At 68.5% G+C, this 15,327-nt stretch carries 10 protein-coding genes and 2 pseudogenes; 4 read left to right on the top strand and 8 right to left on the bottom strand.

The window, feature by feature from the left end:
* Positions 1-305: 305 nt before the first annotated feature.
* From dmpG to OG948_RS35570, 3 genes are read right to left on the bottom strand one after another with little or no spacing between them, the layout of a single operon-like run.
* The gene (gene dmpG / locus OG948_RS35580; RefSeq protein ID WP_331769123.1) at positions 306-1,328 is read right to left on the bottom strand and encodes a 4-hydroxy-2-oxovalerate aldolase; all 1,023 of its coding nucleotides are present in this window, start codon (positions 1,326-1,328) and stop codon (positions 306-308) included.
* Positions 1,325-2,272 (bottom strand): acetaldehyde dehydrogenase (acetylating), encoded by a 948-nt coding sequence (locus tag OG948_RS35575; protein WP_331769122.1) that lies wholly within the window; start codon positions 2,270-2,272, stop codon positions 1,325-1,327. Before OG948_RS35575 ends, dmpG begins: the two co-directional genes overlap by 4 nt.
* Entirely contained in the window at positions 2,265-3,098 is an 834-nt protein-coding gene (locus tag OG948_RS35570; RefSeq protein WP_331769121.1) for a fumarylacetoacetate hydrolase family protein, read from the bottom strand. The genes OG948_RS35575 and OG948_RS35570 overlap by 8 nt, the downstream gene beginning before the upstream one ends.
* Before the next feature lie 139 nt (positions 3,099-3,237).
* On the opposite strand from OG948_RS35570, the gene OG948_RS35565 reads away from it, so the two are divergent.
* Entirely contained in the window at positions 3,238-4,059 is an 822-nt protein-coding gene (locus tag OG948_RS35565; protein ID WP_331773401.1) for an IclR family transcriptional regulator, read from the top strand.
* Between the two features lie 393 nt (positions 4,060-4,452).
* Here OG948_RS35565 and OG948_RS35560 read toward each other — a convergent pair whose 3' ends face one another.
* From OG948_RS35560 to OG948_RS35550, 3 genes are all read right to left on the bottom strand, one after another.
* Positions 4,453-5,478, bottom strand: coding sequence for a hypothetical protein (locus OG948_RS35560; protein WP_331769120.1), 1,026 nt, complete (start codon positions 5,476-5,478; stop codon positions 4,453-4,455).
* 1,078 nt (positions 5,479-6,556) lie between these two features.
* Entirely contained in the window at positions 6,557-6,871 is a 315-nt protein-coding gene (locus tag OG948_RS35555) for an integrase core domain-containing protein (protein ID WP_406300445.1), read from the bottom strand.
* Entirely contained in the window at positions 6,852-8,051 is a 1,200-nt protein-coding gene (locus tag OG948_RS35550) for an IS30 family transposase (protein ID WP_331773381.1), read from the bottom strand. Before OG948_RS35550 ends, OG948_RS35555 begins: the two co-directional genes overlap by 20 nt.
* Positions 8,052-8,578: 527 nt before the next feature.
* Here OG948_RS35550 and OG948_RS35545 point away from each other — a divergent pair.
* Positions 8,579-8,839: pseudogene (locus tag OG948_RS35545) on the top strand (tyrosine-type recombinase/integrase); the annotation flags it as partial.
* A gap of 523 nt (positions 8,840-9,362) precedes the next feature.
* Here the strand turns inward: OG948_RS35545 and OG948_RS35540 are convergent.
* Positions 9,363-9,722 (bottom strand): hypothetical protein, encoded by a 360-nt coding sequence (locus tag OG948_RS35540; RefSeq protein WP_331769119.1) that lies wholly within the window; start codon positions 9,720-9,722, stop codon positions 9,363-9,365.
* A 14-nt stretch (positions 9,723-9,736) separates the two neighbouring features.
* Here OG948_RS35540 and OG948_RS35535 point away from each other — a divergent pair.
* A pseudogene (locus OG948_RS35535) lies at positions 9,737-10,039 on the top strand (transposase); the annotation flags it as partial.
* A 183-nt stretch (positions 10,040-10,222) separates the two neighbouring features.
* On the opposite strand, the gene OG948_RS35530 reads toward OG948_RS35535, so the two are convergent.
* A complete protein-coding gene (locus tag OG948_RS35530) occupies positions 10,223-11,263 on the bottom strand; it encodes a LacI family DNA-binding transcriptional regulator (protein ID WP_406300867.1) in 1,041 nt (346 codons plus the stop codon).
* Between the two features lie 448 nt (positions 11,264-11,711).
* On the opposite strand from OG948_RS35530, the gene OG948_RS35525 reads away from it, so the two are divergent.
* Positions 11,712-15,254 (top strand): endo-alpha-N-acetylgalactosaminidase family protein, encoded by a 3,543-nt coding sequence (locus OG948_RS35525; protein ID WP_331769118.1) that lies wholly within the window; start codon positions 11,712-11,714, stop codon positions 15,252-15,254.
* Positions 15,255-15,327: the final 73 nt, after the last annotated feature.

Genomic DNA, 15,327 nt, shown 5'->3' with positions numbered 1-15,327 from the left:
CCGACGCTGCCCCTCTCCGTCAAAGTGGGCAGGCCGTCGCCAGCCGCCCGGCGCGGTGCACCACGCCCCGCCCGAGAACTCGGCCTGGCCCCCGCGCCCGGCCACCGACTCACGAACCCCACGCCGCCGAGCCGGGCTGACGACATGGTCATCGAACCGGGCCGAGTACCCCGGTCACGGTCCCGGCGCGGGCGGAACGGGCGGCCGGTACTCATCTTCGGCCTCCGCAACGGCAGTCGACTCCTGCCACCGCCCTACGACCGACCGTCCTGCCTGCGACCCACACCATCGCCGGGATTGTGGAACTACCGGTAGCCGGTGGCCGCGGCGGCAAGGTCGAGTGCGATGTCGGTGATCATGTCCTCCTGGCCGCCGACCATGCCGCGGCGGCCCACCTCCACAAGGATCGCTCGTGTGTCGAGACCGTGGCGTACTGCGGCCGCCTCGGCATGGCGGAGGAAACTGGAGTACACGCCGGCGTAGCCGAGGCTGAGGGTCTCGCGGTCCACACGAACCTCCCGGTCCTGGAGCGGCCGGACGAGGTCGTCGGCGGCGTCCATGAGCGGGAACAGGTCGCACGCGTGGTCCCAGCCCATGAGATCGGCCACGGCCACGAATGCCTCCAGAGGGCAGTTGCCTGCTCCGGCACCCTGCCCGGCGAGGGAGGCGTCGACGCGGACGGCGCCGTTCTCGACGGCGACGACGCTGTTGGCGACTCCGAGAGCGAGGTTGTGGTGGGCGTGGATGCCCATCTCGGTGGCGGGGTCGAGGACCTCGCGGTAGGCGCGGAAGCGGTCCCGGACGGCATCCATGGTCAGGCGGCCGCCGGAGTCGGTGATGTAGACGCAGTTGGCGCCGTAGGACTCCATCAGCTTGGCTTGGCGCGCGAGTTCGGAGGGTTCGGCCATGTGGGACATCATGAGAAAGCCCGCTACGTCCATGCCGAGTTCCCGCGCGGCAGCGATGTGTTGGGCGGAGATGTCCGCCTCGGTGCAGTGTGTGGCAACCCGCACCGAACGGATGCCCAGTCGGTGCGCCTGCCGCAGGTCGTGCGTCGTACCGATGCCCGGCAGCAGCAAGGTGGTCGGGACGGCCTGCACGGTGACGTCGCAGACCGCCTCGATCCACTCCCAGTCGGTGTGCGCTCCGACACCGTAGTTGATGGACGAGCCGGATAGGCCGTCACCATGGGCGATCTCGATCGCTGCGACGCCCGCCGCGTCCAATGCGCCGGCGATCGCCCGCGCCTGTCCTACGGTGTACCGGTGGCGGACGGCATGCATGCCATCCCGAAGAGTCACGTCCTGCATGTACAGACTGCTGGTCATCGGGTGGGCTCCTCGGCGCGGTGGGCGGCGATGCGCTCGGCAGTGCGCAGGGCTGCGGAAGTCATGATGTCGAGGTTCCCGGCATAGGCGGGCAGGTAGTGCGCCGCGCCCTCGACCTCGAGGAAGACGGACACCTTGGTCGCGGTGCCGGCCACGTCCCTTGGCAGCAGGGTGCGCGCCGGATCGTCGCTGGTGACGGTCTCGAACTGGACCTTGTGCTTGAGCCGGTAGCCGGGCACGTACGCCTGAACCCGGCCGACCATGGCTTCCACCGACGCCGTGATGGCCTCTGTGTCGGCGACCGAGACCAGGCAGTGCACCGTGTCACGCATGATCAGCGGAGGCTCGGCCGGATTGAGGATGATGATCGCCTTGCCCCGCGTCGCGCCGCCGACCCTCTCGATGGCAGCGGACGTGGTTTCGGTGAACTCGTCGATGTTGGCCCGGGTGCCGGGGCCGGCGGAGCGTGACGAGATGGACGCGATGATCTCGCCGTAGTGCACGGGCGTGACAGCGCCCACCGCGGCCACGATGGGAATCGTGGCCTGGCCTCCGCAGGTGACCATGTTGACGTTGGGCGCGTCGAGGTGCTGGTCGAGGTTGACCGGCGGCACCACATAGGGACCCACTGCCGCCGGAGTCAGGTCGACAACCGTCCGGCCCAGGCCGCGTAGCACCTTGTCGTGGCGCCGGTGCGCACCGGCGGACGTCGCGTCGAAGACGTACTCCACGTCGGCGAACTCGTCCATTCCGACGAGGCCGTCGATACCCTCGTGCGTGGTGGCGACCTTCAGGCGCCGTGCCCGGGCCAGGCCGTCGGAGTCCGGGTCGATGCCCACCATCGCCGCGATCGCCAGGCGCTCCGACCGTCGCAGAATCTTGATCATCAGATCGGTACCGATGTTGCCCGACCCGATGACGGCCACCTTGGCGCGGTCACTCACTGGTCTCTCCCTTGCCGGCGGATTCCGGGGCGAACCGGACGGATACGTTGCCCAGCCCGGAGATCGAGGCAGCGAAGGTGTCTCCCGGTGCGGCGGCGGCCATCGGCCCCAACGCGCCGGTCAGGACGACATCCCCTGCTTTCAGCGGATCACCCAGGTCGGCCAGGGTGCGGGCCAGCCACAGGGCGGCGTTCAGCGGGCTGCCGAGGCAGTCGGTGCCACTGCCCCGGGAGACCACGTCGAGGTTGCGGGACATGCTCATCCGGACCGTGCTCAGATCGACCTCGTCGAGGGGCACACCTTGCTCCCCGAGAACGTAGAGGCCGGAGGACGCGTTGTCCGCGACGGTGTCGACGAGGGTGATGTCCCAGCCGGTGATTCGGCTGTCCACTATCTCGAGCGCCGGGACAGCGAAATCGGTGGCTGCCATGACGTCCTCGATCGTGCACCGGACATTCGGTAGATCGGCGTTCAGGACGAGCGCGACCTCCGCCTCCACCTTGGGCTGCAGCAGCCGGCCGCAGGGCACGACGCCGTTCCCAGGCACTGCCATGTCGGACAACAGGGCACCGAAGTCGGGCTGATCGACACCGAGTTGGCGCTGCACGGCCTCGGAAGTCAATCCGATCTTGCGCCCTACCAGCCGATGTCCCGCAGCCACCCGGCGATCGGTGTTCAACCGCTGCACCGCATACGCGATCTCGACATCGGGCGTCGAAAACAGATTCCGGACAGGGGAACAGGGCACCCCAGTCACGGCCGCACCCGCCAGAAGGTCCGCAGCCTTCCGGACGGCGGCCCAGGAGTCGTGGACGACCTTGCTCACGACAAACGCCCAGGCAGGCTGGAAAACGACATGGAAGACCTCCGAGATGAGGGGGAACCGTGGTGTGGCTCAGGTATAGGTGGCTTCGGCTTCGTGTGCAAAGATCTGTTCCATGTCGCGGAACAGTGCGAGTGGGAACATGCTCGACAAAGCCGCCCTCATCCTCGACGTCTTCCACCCAGCGGGCGGTGAATTCCGCCTATCGGAAATGGCGTCCAGGGCCGGCCTTCCCAAGACCACGGTCTTCCGTCTCGCGGGCAACCTCGTCCGGCTGGGGTTCCTGGAGCGCACCGGCGAGTACTACCGGCTCGGCAGCCGGCTGTTCGAACTCGGCTCCCTCGTCTCCCGTCGGCTGGACCTGCGCGAGACCGCCCTTCCGTTCCTCCAGGACCTCTTCGAGAGCACACGCCAGACCGTGCACTTCGGAGTAAGGGACGGCGCCGATGTCGTCTATCTCGAACGCATCCACGGACACGACTCGCTGGCCCTTCCCTCACGGATCGGCGGCAGACTCCCCTTGACCTGCACCGCAATCGGTAAAGCCCTCCTGGCCTTCTCCGCCCCCGAAGCCGCCGAAGAACTACTCGCGGGACCGCTGCCGCAACTCACTCCGCACTCGATCACCGACACCGCACGCCTGCGCACGGCACTCGAGCAGACGCGCGTATCCGGACTGGCATACGAGGAGCAGGAGGCGGCCCCCGGTGTGAGCTGCATCGCCGCTCCCGTCTTCGCCGGCGCCGTCGCCGTCGCGGCCCTGTCTGTCGCCGTCCCCCAGGAACAGTTCCGGCCGGCCCACCTCGCGCCCGCTGTACGGACGGCCGCACTCGGCCTGTCCCGGGTGCTGCGTAACGGTGGGGGACCGCTATGGAAGGGAACGGCTGACGGAATGGCCGATGCCAAGGGGACTCGCCTTCCGCGAGGTCAAGACACGCATCGTCCGCGCCGAGAGCTTCTCTGAACTACTCGCATGGAAGGTTCGCGGTCCCGGCGCGCCCCACGGCTATCCCACGTGTCGATGACACGCCTGCGACCGGGTAAGGCCCGAAGCGCGGCGAAGGTATGTCCGGGATCGGCCAGGCGCGTTGCCTCCTGCTGCAGAACGCGCCCGGGGTGTGGGGCGGTGCGACGGGGGTGGTCCGCTCGAGGAACCAACGCATTCCGGAGCCCGCATCGGATGCAGCGGAGGAGACGGCCAGATCGACGAGGCTCGCAGCGATGACGGCCTGCGCGTGCGCGTCGCCGGTGGCGACGAGGGCATCCGCGCGAGCGCGGTGGCGGAGTTGGCAGCGGACACCGCCTCGCCTCGGCCGCTGCCCTGGTCGACGGTGTGGTGTTCAGGCGCGTACCGGTATCAAAGTCTGGGCGGCGGTGACCTCGCGGCGGTCCCGGTCGCCGCGCACAGGCGTGGAGCCGTGGCCGTACGGGTCGCGGCCGTTGGAGGCATCGGCGGTCCATGGAACTGGCACCCCGCCAACCCGACCGCGCCCGAACCGAACAGTTCACCCACCGAAAGCCGTAAGGAGGGTTCGCCGCAGGGAGGCCGGGGCCGTCTGGTCGGGCGCCGAAGCGGTGGGCTGTGCTTCGGCTGCCGGGGTCGGCCCGCCCGACGCGGTGTCGTCGGGCGCGTCCCGGGTGAACAGGTGGAAGGGAAAGGCGGCGGAAATGACTCGGCCGGCGCCGGTGGCACGACGCCCAGCCTGGGCCAGGTGTCGCGGACCTCGTCCAGGAAGGCCCGGTGATCGGTGCCATGGGTCACCGCGGCGGCGTCCAGGGCGTCGAGGGCGACCTGCAGGGAGTCCGGCTCGGCGGCGCCGAGCAACGCCGGCAGGGCGAAAGCCTGTTGGAGCGCGTTGTGGGTGGTGCCTTCCGGGAGGGTGATCGTGGTGCGTGGAACGTTCGGGTCCTCGAGCAGGCGCCGCAACGCCGGGGCGATCCAGTCGACATCGGCCAGCCCCGCCAGGGCGTAGGCCCGGTGCGCCGCCCAGCGGGCGATCTCGCGTCGCGTCCCGTCGTCGACCCGCGCGATGGCGTGAACCAGGTGCACATCGAGCATGCGCATCCCGTGTACGTTCCCGCCCACGCGCCGCAGCCGCTCGGTCGGCAACCGGCCCGCCCACATGCGGAGTTCGCAATTCCGGACGATTTCCGCGTGCGCGCGGGCCTCTTCCTCGCGGGCCGCGCGCGCTGCCGCGGCCCGCTCGCCGGGCGTCGGCGGCGGTGGCCGGTCCCGGGCGACCTTGTGCCAGTAGGCCGCCTGGTCGCTGGTCCGCCGCACCACGCGGTCCGGTTCCGCGGGCGCGGGCCAGAACTGCAGCAGGTAGCGGTCGACCGGCGGCTCGCCGTCGAACACCACGCCGTGGGCGTTGGCCTCGTCCATCCCCTGCCCACGCTCATCGACCCACACCTCGAGGAACTGCTCACCCCACTGTCGGCACCAGGCGTCCGCGTTGGCGAGGCTGGATCGCGAACCACGTGCTGACCACCCGCGGCGCGGGCGACCGGTGCGCGACGAACCGCTTGAAGGCTCGGGCCCAGTGATCGAGAGCCCGGGAGTTCGTCCACGATGGCGTCGCCGAGCACGTTGTCGGTGACCGGCAGGCATTGCAACCGGGTCCGCCTCGCCGCGACTGGGTCGTCAATCCAGGAGGACGGGCCGGCCAGCACGGGCTGGCGAACAACCGCTGCATCGCAGGTGGGCCGCACGGCCGGTGTCGGACCGCGTTGCCCGGTGCCGCCCGACCCCGGCAAAGGGGGCGGATGACGAGCGTGTCTGGTGGGCGAGGACGAGGTGTGGCGGCCCGCGCCGCAGGCATGGCGGTGCTCGACGTGCGCGGCCGGGTGGCGTCGCAGCGGCGAGTCAGCACGCGGTCGACGCGGCCAACTCGTTCGCGAACCGGCGGACGTCGTCGAGGCGCGGGTAGTCGCGGTGCAGTCCGGCCGCGAGTTGGTGGGCGCGGACGCGGACGGACTCCACCGGGCGGGGCGCGTCAGGGCCTCGCGGGCGTACTCCACGGCACCGTCGGGTGCGCCGAGTGCGCCGAGTGCGCCGAGTGCGGCGTGGGCGGCGTGGGCGGCGGCGAGGTCGAGTTGGGCAATGCCCCTGAGGGTGGGTGATCGGTGCGGGTCGACGATCGGGACGCATGCGACGCCGAACCCCTGTGCTCTCATCCCAGCGCACGCGTCCTCGCGGTCGCCGAATCACCCACGTCGCCTGGGCCTGCCCCGGCCTGCGGACGTCGCCGCAGCCCTTCGCAAACCGGCACCTACTCTGGCAAACACGCCGTCGCCATGACCGACGAGATCAACGACCTTCTCACCGGCAGCGATGGTGCCGCACACGCGCGCCCCGTGCCGTCCGGGCAACTCGTGTCCGGACGAGTCGCGTCCGCACGAGTGCACGACCCTTTTGGATGTTGAGGGGCCTCGCGTTCTTCGGACAGGGCCCGGCTGTCAGTTCATGCGGCCAGTCGCAACTCTTCAAACTCGGCATGTACTTCGCGTGGAGGGCGGTAACCCACGGCCGAGTGAAGGCGTTTGCGATTGTACCAGAATTCTATGTACCGGGTGATATCCCGTCGGGCTGCGTCGCGAGACGGGTAACTCACGCGTGAGACCCGCTCGTTCTTCAATACCCCGAAGAAGGATTCGGCCATTGCGTTGTCGAAGCAGATCCCGGTACGGCCGACGGACCGGCGCAGGCCGGGTTCACCGAGCAGGCTCGCGTACTCGACCGACATGTAGTTGGCGAGTTCAACCGGTCGTTGCAACACCGGGTTGTTGTAGTGAGCGTAGCTGTTCCTCGAAGACCTCGGCCGGGGTCTTCCAGCCGAGGATCTTGCGGGGTCGGTTATTGATGGCCAGGGCAACGGCTTCGAGGTCCTCGGCGGACCACCGGGACAGGTCGGTGCCCTTCGGGAAGTACTGACGCAGCAGCCCGTTCGTGTTCTCGTTTGTGGGTCGCTGCCAGGGCGAGTGCGGATCGGCGAAAAACACCTTCGTCCCGGTCTCGAGCGCGAACTGGGCATGCCCGGAGAGTTCCTTCCCGCGGTCCCAGGTCAGGGTCTTGCGGAGCTGCTCGGGTAGCTTCGTCATCGACTCAGTCAGGGCAGTGTTCATCGCGACGGCGCCGTAACCGCCCAACGGCGGGCCGTTCTTCACCGGCGGCACCTCGCCCCAGCCCTCCATCCTCGGCAGATGCACCAGGAGTGTAGATCGGCTGCTGCGCTCGACGAGCGTGCCGATCGCGGACCGGCCCGTCCCAATGATCAGATCGCCTTCCCAATGCCCCGGGACCGCGCGGTCCGCGGCCTCCGCAGGACGTTCACCGAGGACGACATCCGCGGTGACATGCCCCTGCGGCTTGTTCCGTGACCTCGACCGAGGCTCTCGAAGTGCCCGCCCGGTGCGCAGGCAGGCGACCAGCTCCCGCTTGAGCGCGCCACGGCCCTCAATGAACAGCGACTGGTAGATCGCCTCGTGGCTGATGCGCATGGACTCATCCTCGGGGAAGTCGGCCTTCAACCGGTGCGAGATCTGTTCCGGGCTCCATGCTGTCGCCCACCGCCTGTCTTGCCGGTGCGGCTTGTTCAGCCCCTTCCACGGAGGCGTCCGCGGTCCCGCGACGACCGTCCCGTCAGGCCGGTGAACGTTCCCCGAAAGCCTCTCCTGCACGTACTCACGCAACCGGTCGTTGCCCAGGAGCTTCGCGCTCTTCGGGCGCTTGGCCGCCTGCTGAGCCTTCCACTGGGCGACCGTCGCGCGGTACTCCTGCTTGCCGCCGCGCGTGGCGGCGTTGCGGCGCAGTTCGCGAGAGATTGTCCCGGGGTCACGCCCCAGGGCGCGGGCGATCTCGCGCACGCCCTTGCTCGTCGCCCTGAGGATCGCAATCTCCTCGCGCTCCTCGAACGTGAGGTACCGGCCCGAGGGCTCGGCCAACGAGATCGGCGGCATGCCGCCAGCGTGACGAAACCACCTCGCGCCCACCGGCCACGACACGCCGACCGCCAGCGACGCCTCCACCGTCGTGACCCCCGTGGCGATAAGTCGCCAGAACTGGCGCTGCACGACCCGAGACGGATCAGGCCGCCCGGGCGAACGCATCGCCGGCCGCAACGCACGGTCAGCGCGCCACTGCCGACGCCGCCCCTCCGGAACATCGCTGGTCTTCAAACTCCAGTCCGCCGTGGCCACGCCGCACACCTCCGAGATCAGGGTGTTGCGACGACCGGTTGAATCCACCAGCCCGACTTGGCGGCCGGAGTACAACAACGTCGCCTGCGACTCTGGGTACGTAGCCGAGACCATCTCGATCCACGTACTGCAGAATTGACGCCACCGTCGGCGAGGAACGAGCGCGGGCCCCGGGAGCCGAGTTCGGCTGCCGGGGCCCGGGCTGATGTCGGGTCCGCGTCAGAGGGGTGGCAACCCGGCCGGAAAGGGGCCGTGGCAGGCGATTGTGGGATATCCCATGAGTTCCCGAGGACGTCTGGGGCCAGTTCGGCGACGACCACACCCGGCTGGGCGCCCCGTTGTTCCCGTCCGAACGCAAGAACGCGGACGGCTCCTCGCATCGGGTCGGCGACGACGCCCTGCGGGCCGGACTCGTCGCCGCGGCCGAGAGCCATCTCCCGGCGTGGGCGGACACGCTCACGCCGCACGTCCTGCGGCACTTCTGCGCGTCGGAGCTCTATCTGAACGGCCTGGACCTGCTCTCGATCCAGGAGATCCTTGGTCATTCCTGTCGTCGCCACTGACATCTCATGTCGCTTCCGGCGCCATCGAGATGTCGTCCGACACACCGACCACGACTGCTGCGGCCGGTGCACACGCTCGCAGCGGAACGACTGCCTCGGAGCCGCACTACACGATTGCGACGATCCCGGCGGCTTCGCTCACAACTACTTCGAGGGGGTCCTGTACCCAGGCATCTGCGCCGACTGCGGCGAACCGCCCGAAGCACACCTGTGGGTATACGACTCCCGCGCCGGGGTCGCACGCCCGGCGGTACCCCGACCTAGCCGCGCCTTTGCCTCGAAGCGTTGCCCGCTGCTCCTCCAACTCGCGCTGCCGCTTGGCCTCTTCCACCATGGCTGCATAACTCTCAACGAGTGTCGTTTGTCGATGAGTTCGGACGTCTTCAGAGGGCCTGTGAGCCTCTGAATGTCGGCAAGTTTTGATGGCACGCGGGTGCCCGTTGCTGCTATTGCTGCTCCGTCACGGCCCGCGTTTCTCGGAAGCCAAAGCCAGCTGCGGTGCGGGTGGTCAGTCCGTTCGGATGAGGAAGCGCTGGTCGGCTGCTCCGGTACATGGTTCTTCGATCGCTTCGGCACCCTCGGTGGTGTCGTTGTCGAGGATGCCGATGCACCGGCTGCTGTGGGCCGGGCGAAGCCGGAAAGCGCCGGCGCTGTCAGCGGTGGTGGGTTCCAGGCGGAACAGGGTGCCTTGCGTGCAGTCCTTGCGTGGTTCGAGCATGCCCTTGACCTGGTCGGCGCCCATGACCGTCAGGCATCCCTTTCCCATCTGGGGGTGGTGCCACTGGATGCGATAGCGGCCCTCGCCGACCGGTTCGAGGTACGTGCGCGGCACGGCGGCTTGGGCGCAGGGGAGTTTCGAGCCGGCCATGACCGCCCCGCTCGTGGGAGACGACGTATCCGGCGATCGTGCGGTTGTGGGAACGCAGTTGGGCCGAGATGGTGCCCTTCCTCGCGTTCGACCGCGAGATCCGCACCATCATCTGCACCACCAACGCGATCGAGTCGATCAACGCCCGCTACCGCCGCACGGCCAACGCCTCGGGGCATTTCCCCAACGAACAGGCCGCCCTCAAACGCCTCTACCTGGCCACCCTCGCCCTCGACCCCACCGGCAAGGGACGCGTGCGCCGGTCCAACAAATGGAAAGCCGCACTGAACGCCTTCGACCTCGCCTTCGACGGCCGCGTCACCGCCGGCCGCCGCTGCGATCCTCGGCTGTGCTCCGGGCGCCAACGGCGGTATGGCGAGTCGGCCGGGGGCGGTCCGGCAGGTGTCCGCCATGTCAAGGGCGACATGGCGGACGCTCCGGAGCCGTAGGGGCCGGGCGCGCACGCCGCCGCCATCGCGGCGGCGTGCTGGACGAGTACGTCAGCCGGTGGCGCCGGTGCGCGCCGGGGCCGTGCTCGTACGGACGATCAGGGTGGGTTCCACCGACATGGATTCGGGCGCGGCTTCGGGGTCGGCGATATGGCGCAGCAGGTGGCTGACCGCGAGTTCTCCCATCTCGGCGAACGGCTGGGCCACTGTCGTCAGGGACGGCGAGCAGTACTCGGCCAGCGCGATGTCGTCTACGCCGACGACGGAGATGTCCTCCGGCACCCGGCGGCCGAGTTCGTGCAGTGCCCGGATCACGCCGAACGCCATCTCGTCGCTGGCGACGAACACCGCGGTCGCCTCCGGGATCCGGCCGAGGATCAGGCCGTTGCGGTATCCGGACGAGGGGGACCAGTCGCCCTTCAGCACGGGAGGGGCAAAGCGCCCCTCCGCCTCCAGCGTCTCGCGCCAGCCCTTCACCCGGTTGGCTGCTTCGAGCCACTCGCCCGGGCCGGAGACGTGCCAGACCGTTTCGTGGCCGAGGTCGAGCAGGTGGCGCGTCGCGAGGCGGGCTGCCAGGGACTGGTCGATTGCCACGACGTCCGACGCCGCCGTGCGTGAGCCGTCGACGGTCACGGTCGGCAGCGAGCGGGTCAGTTGCTCGATGCGGTCACTGACGTGGATCAGCGGGATCACGAGGATGATGCCTTCCACCCGCTGATCGGCCAGTCGTGACAGCGCGACTTCGACGGCGGAGGTGTCCAGCGACGCCGTCGAGACGGTTGTCACCGAGTAACCGGCCGTGCGTGCGGCGCTTTCGATGCCGAAGGCCAGGAGGAGTTGCGAGTAGGACGTCGTCTGCAGGGTGACGACGCCGATCGTTCGGGTGCGCCCCGATGACAGGATCTGTGCGGCGTTGTTCTTGCGGTAGGCGAGCCGGTCCACGGCGGCGATCACTCGCGCACGGGTGGCCTCGCGCACATTCGGATGGCCGGCGAGCACGCGTGAAACCGTTTGTGCCGAGACGCCTGCGGCCCGTGCCACATCGATCATCCCGGGTGGCCGTTCCGGTCCCTCGCCGTTGGTGGTCTGCATGCGATCCGGCCCTCTCTCGTCGCGCTCATCGCCGATGATAGCGGCCCCATGGCCGTGGCGTCCTGCCAAGGGAAGCATGAAGAGCAGGTATTGGCATCGATAACATTCTCTGCCATAGTTCCGGCCATCGGCACGAGGGTGACGCTCGCCACAGACCTCCATCCCATGTGACCGCCGCCCGCCGTGCCCACATCGACCGGTATCGCGTTCCCTCCCTGTACGCACCCACATATCCGCCGCGAACCCGGACATCCGGGCCGGCCGTCGGGGCCTGGGTCAATTCGGTCCCTCGACGTTCGAGCCATATCGCGCGCATTCCCGTCAGCGTTCTCATTCCGCCTGTGTCGGCCGTGCGTGGTCGCCGGGCTTGGGCATCAAGGAGGTTGCAGTGCAAGCACCATTCGGCCCTCGGCGGGCACAACCCAGGAGACGGCTCAGAACAGGCCTGATGCGGTTCGTCGGTACCGCCGCGATCGTGGCCCTGACCGCCGCCGGCGGTCTGACACCGACGCTGACACCCGCCGTGGCGCAGACCGCCGACGAACCGGCACCGGACGCGGCGACGGCCGACGCCAAAGCGGCGACGATCTCCTCCCACGCGCTCAAGGTGATCGTCGACCGCAGGTTTCCGCGGGTGGTCTCGTACACCGACAAGGCCGGCGGGGCTGTGATGCACGGCAACGAGGACCCCATCACGCAGGTCGTGCTCAACGGCACCACGTACACGCCGGTCGTCACCGGCAAGCTGTCCAAGGACCACGCCGACTACGTCATGAAGTTCCCGGACTACGGCGGCGTCGAGATCAAGGCGACGTTGCGGGTCGAGGGGGCCGCAGTCGACTTCGCCGTCACGAAGATCGCCGACAGCGAGTCGAACCCGGTGAACACGCTGTCGATCCCCAAGCACAACCTCGTGTCGGTCCGGAGCACCGACGGCGGGGCGGCGTTCGCCGGAGCGCGGATGAAGGAGGGTGGCGGCACCAGCGGGGACACCTTCGGCGACCTGGGCGCGGGCACGCCGGCCGATCCGGCCCCCACGGGCTGGCTGTACGCCATCGTCAACAACGCCGGGCTGGCCGCGTCGATCACGACGAACTCCGAGTACGACGATCCCTCGGGTCCGACGGCCGACGAGAACGGCCGGATCATGAAGCAGGTGGTGGCCAAGGGCGGCTACAACCGCCTGGGCCTGTGGAGTGGCGACTGGCTCTACCACCCGCGAGGGGCGGCGTTCAAGCAGACCGAGCCGCTGCCCCACACCAAGGTGGTCATCACCGGTGACCGCAACGGTGACGGCACGGTCGACTGGCAGGACGGCGGGATCGCCTTCCGGGACATCATGACCAGCCCCCAGGGCTGGCAGAGCGTGGCGCAGCAGCCGGTGTCGCGGATCTCGTTCAACTTCGCCTCCACCGCCACCCATCCGTTCCTGCAGGTGTTGGACGAGACCAAGCGGATCGCGTTGAACACCGACGGTCTGGGTCAGTCCGTGCTGCTCAAGGGCTATGCGAACGAGGGCCACGACTCCGGCCATCCGGACTACGGCGGGGTGGGTGCCAAGCAGGGCGGAGTGGCCGATCTCAACACTCTGGTCAACGCCGCGCACAAGTACGGCGCGGACATCGGGGTGCACCTGCAGGGCCACGAGATGTACCCGGACTCCCCGGCCTTCGACCCGGCGTTGGCCATCAACGTGGAGAAGGACCTCGGCTGGGACTGGCTGGGCCAGAGCTACCTCATCAACAAGCGCTACGACAGCGTGAGCGGTCGGCGGCAGGCCCGGCTGGCCGAGCTGAAGCGCGAGGTGCCCAACCTCGACTTCCTCTACATCGACACCTCGCCGGGCGATGGATACGTCGCCAACAAGTTCGCCCGCGAGGTCAACGGCCTCGGATGGACGATCGCCACCGAGAACGCCTACTCCTTCGAGACGCAAACGACGTGGACGCACTATTCCCGCGAGGGCGGCGGCCACTTTGTGAATTCCCAGATCGCCCGGTTCATCCGCAACCACCAAAAGGACGCCTGGGGTGACGACCCGCTGCTCGGCAGGGCCAATTTGTCCCTGCTGGAGGGCTGGCACAACGGCACGGACTACAACGCCTTCATCAAGAACACCTTCGCCACGAACCTGCCGACCAAGTACCTGCAGGGGTTCCCGATCATGAAGCGGACCTCGGACACGGTCACCTTCACCGACGGGGTGTCGGTGTCGAACGCGACCGGCACGCGGCAGATCACCAAGGACGGCCACCTGGTCCTCAACGGCGGCTCCTACCTGCTGCCGTGGAGCCAGACCGACGAAACCAAGTCGAGCGAGACCGAGGAATCCAAGCCCGGCCAGAAGGGGGAGGCCAAGCTGTACCACTGGAATCCCGCCGGCGGCGACACCACATGGACTCTGCCGACCAGTTGGGGCCGCCGGCAGTCGGTGAAGCTGTACAAGCTGACGGACAACGGCCGCACCCTGGTCAAGGACCTGCCGGTCACCGACCGGAAGATCACCATCACCGCGGAGGCGAACACACCGTACGTGATCTACAAGTCCAACCCCGGCGCGGTGCCGGACCCGCACTTCGGTCAGGGTACGCCTGTGCGCAACCCCTCATTCGCAGCGAAGGACCTGTCCGACTGGAAGATCGGCGGCGACACCTCGAAGGCATCGGTGATCAACAACACCCGGGGCCAGCGGATGCTGCAGATCGCCCCGGGCGACGGCACCACCGTCTCCCAGAAGCTGACCGGGCTGACGGGCGGACAAACCTACTCGGCGACCGTCGACGTCCAAGTGCCCACCGGCACTCGGCGTACCCGAATGTCGGTCAAACCGGCCGGTGGAACCGAAGTCACCAACTACACCGACAACTCCACGTTCAAGAACTACGACGGTGCCAGCGACTACAACGACACCACCATGCAGCCGATGAAGGTCGTGTTCAGGCAACCGGCCGGACAGACCACCGCGACGCTGACCCTGTCGGCGGACAGCGGTTCGGTCGCATCCTTGTTCGCCAACGTCCGGGTCGTCGCGACCGGCTGGACGGAACAGGCAGGCCACACCTACTACACCGACTTCGAGCACGAAACCGGCCGGATGTGGGGCCCGTTCGTCTATGCCGGATCCGGAGGCGGCCCGAACAACGGCAGAACGCACCTCGCGCCGAAGAACGCACCGTATACGCAGGCCGGCTGGAACGGCCAGCTGATCGACGACGTGATCGACGGCAACTACTCGCTCAAGTCCCACGGCGACGGGGGTTTGATATACCGCACACTGCCGCAGACCCTGCGGTTCACGCCTGACCACACCTACAAGGTCACCCTCACCTACGAGGCCAGCAACGGCGGCGAATACGCGTTCGTCACCCCAGGCGGTTCCACCGCTTTCGCCGCGGCGCACACCCCGACCACGTTCACCACCACCTTCGCCGCAAACGCGGACGGCAGCGCGTGGATCGGCGTGCAGCGCGTCGGCAACTCCGGCTCCCAGCACGACCTGTCGATCGACAACCTCGCAGTCGAAGACCTCGGATACACCCCCGAAGGAAAGGTCCGCGTCCCGCAGGAGAATATGTCGGTGGCCTACGCGGACAGCCAGGAGACCGTCGGCGAGAACGCCCCTGCCACCAACGTCCTCGACGGCAAGCCGGACACCTTCTGGCACACCAAGTGGTCCGGTACCGCCGACCCGATGCCGCACGAGATCCAGCTCAACCTCGGCGGCGACAGAACCGTGTCCTGCCTGTACTACCTGCCACGCCAGGGCGGCGGCAACGGCCGCATCGCCAAGTACGAGGTGTACACCAGCAAGGACGGCACCAACTGGGGCAACCCGGCCGCCACCGGAACCTGGGCCAACACCTCCGCGGAACAGAAGGCCTGCTTCACACCGGTCAGCGCGCACCACATCCGGCTGCGTGCGCTCAGCGAAGTAAACGGCAACCCGTGGACCACGGCTGCCGAGATCAACGTCAGCCTCGCCGAGGACTGACGGCCCAACCGGTCCCGGCAGGGCGCAGGCATCACGCCGGCCCTGCCGGGCCTTCACCCCAACCGAAGGCGTC

This window comes from Embleya sp. NBC_00888, assembly GCF_045207655.1.
In the GTDB taxonomy this organism is placed as follows: domain Bacteria; phylum Actinomycetota; class Actinomycetes; order Streptomycetales; family Streptomycetaceae; genus Embleya.
The sequence above is the reverse complement of the archived record's forward strand: the minus strand, read 5'-3'. Positions and strand labels throughout refer to the sequence as shown.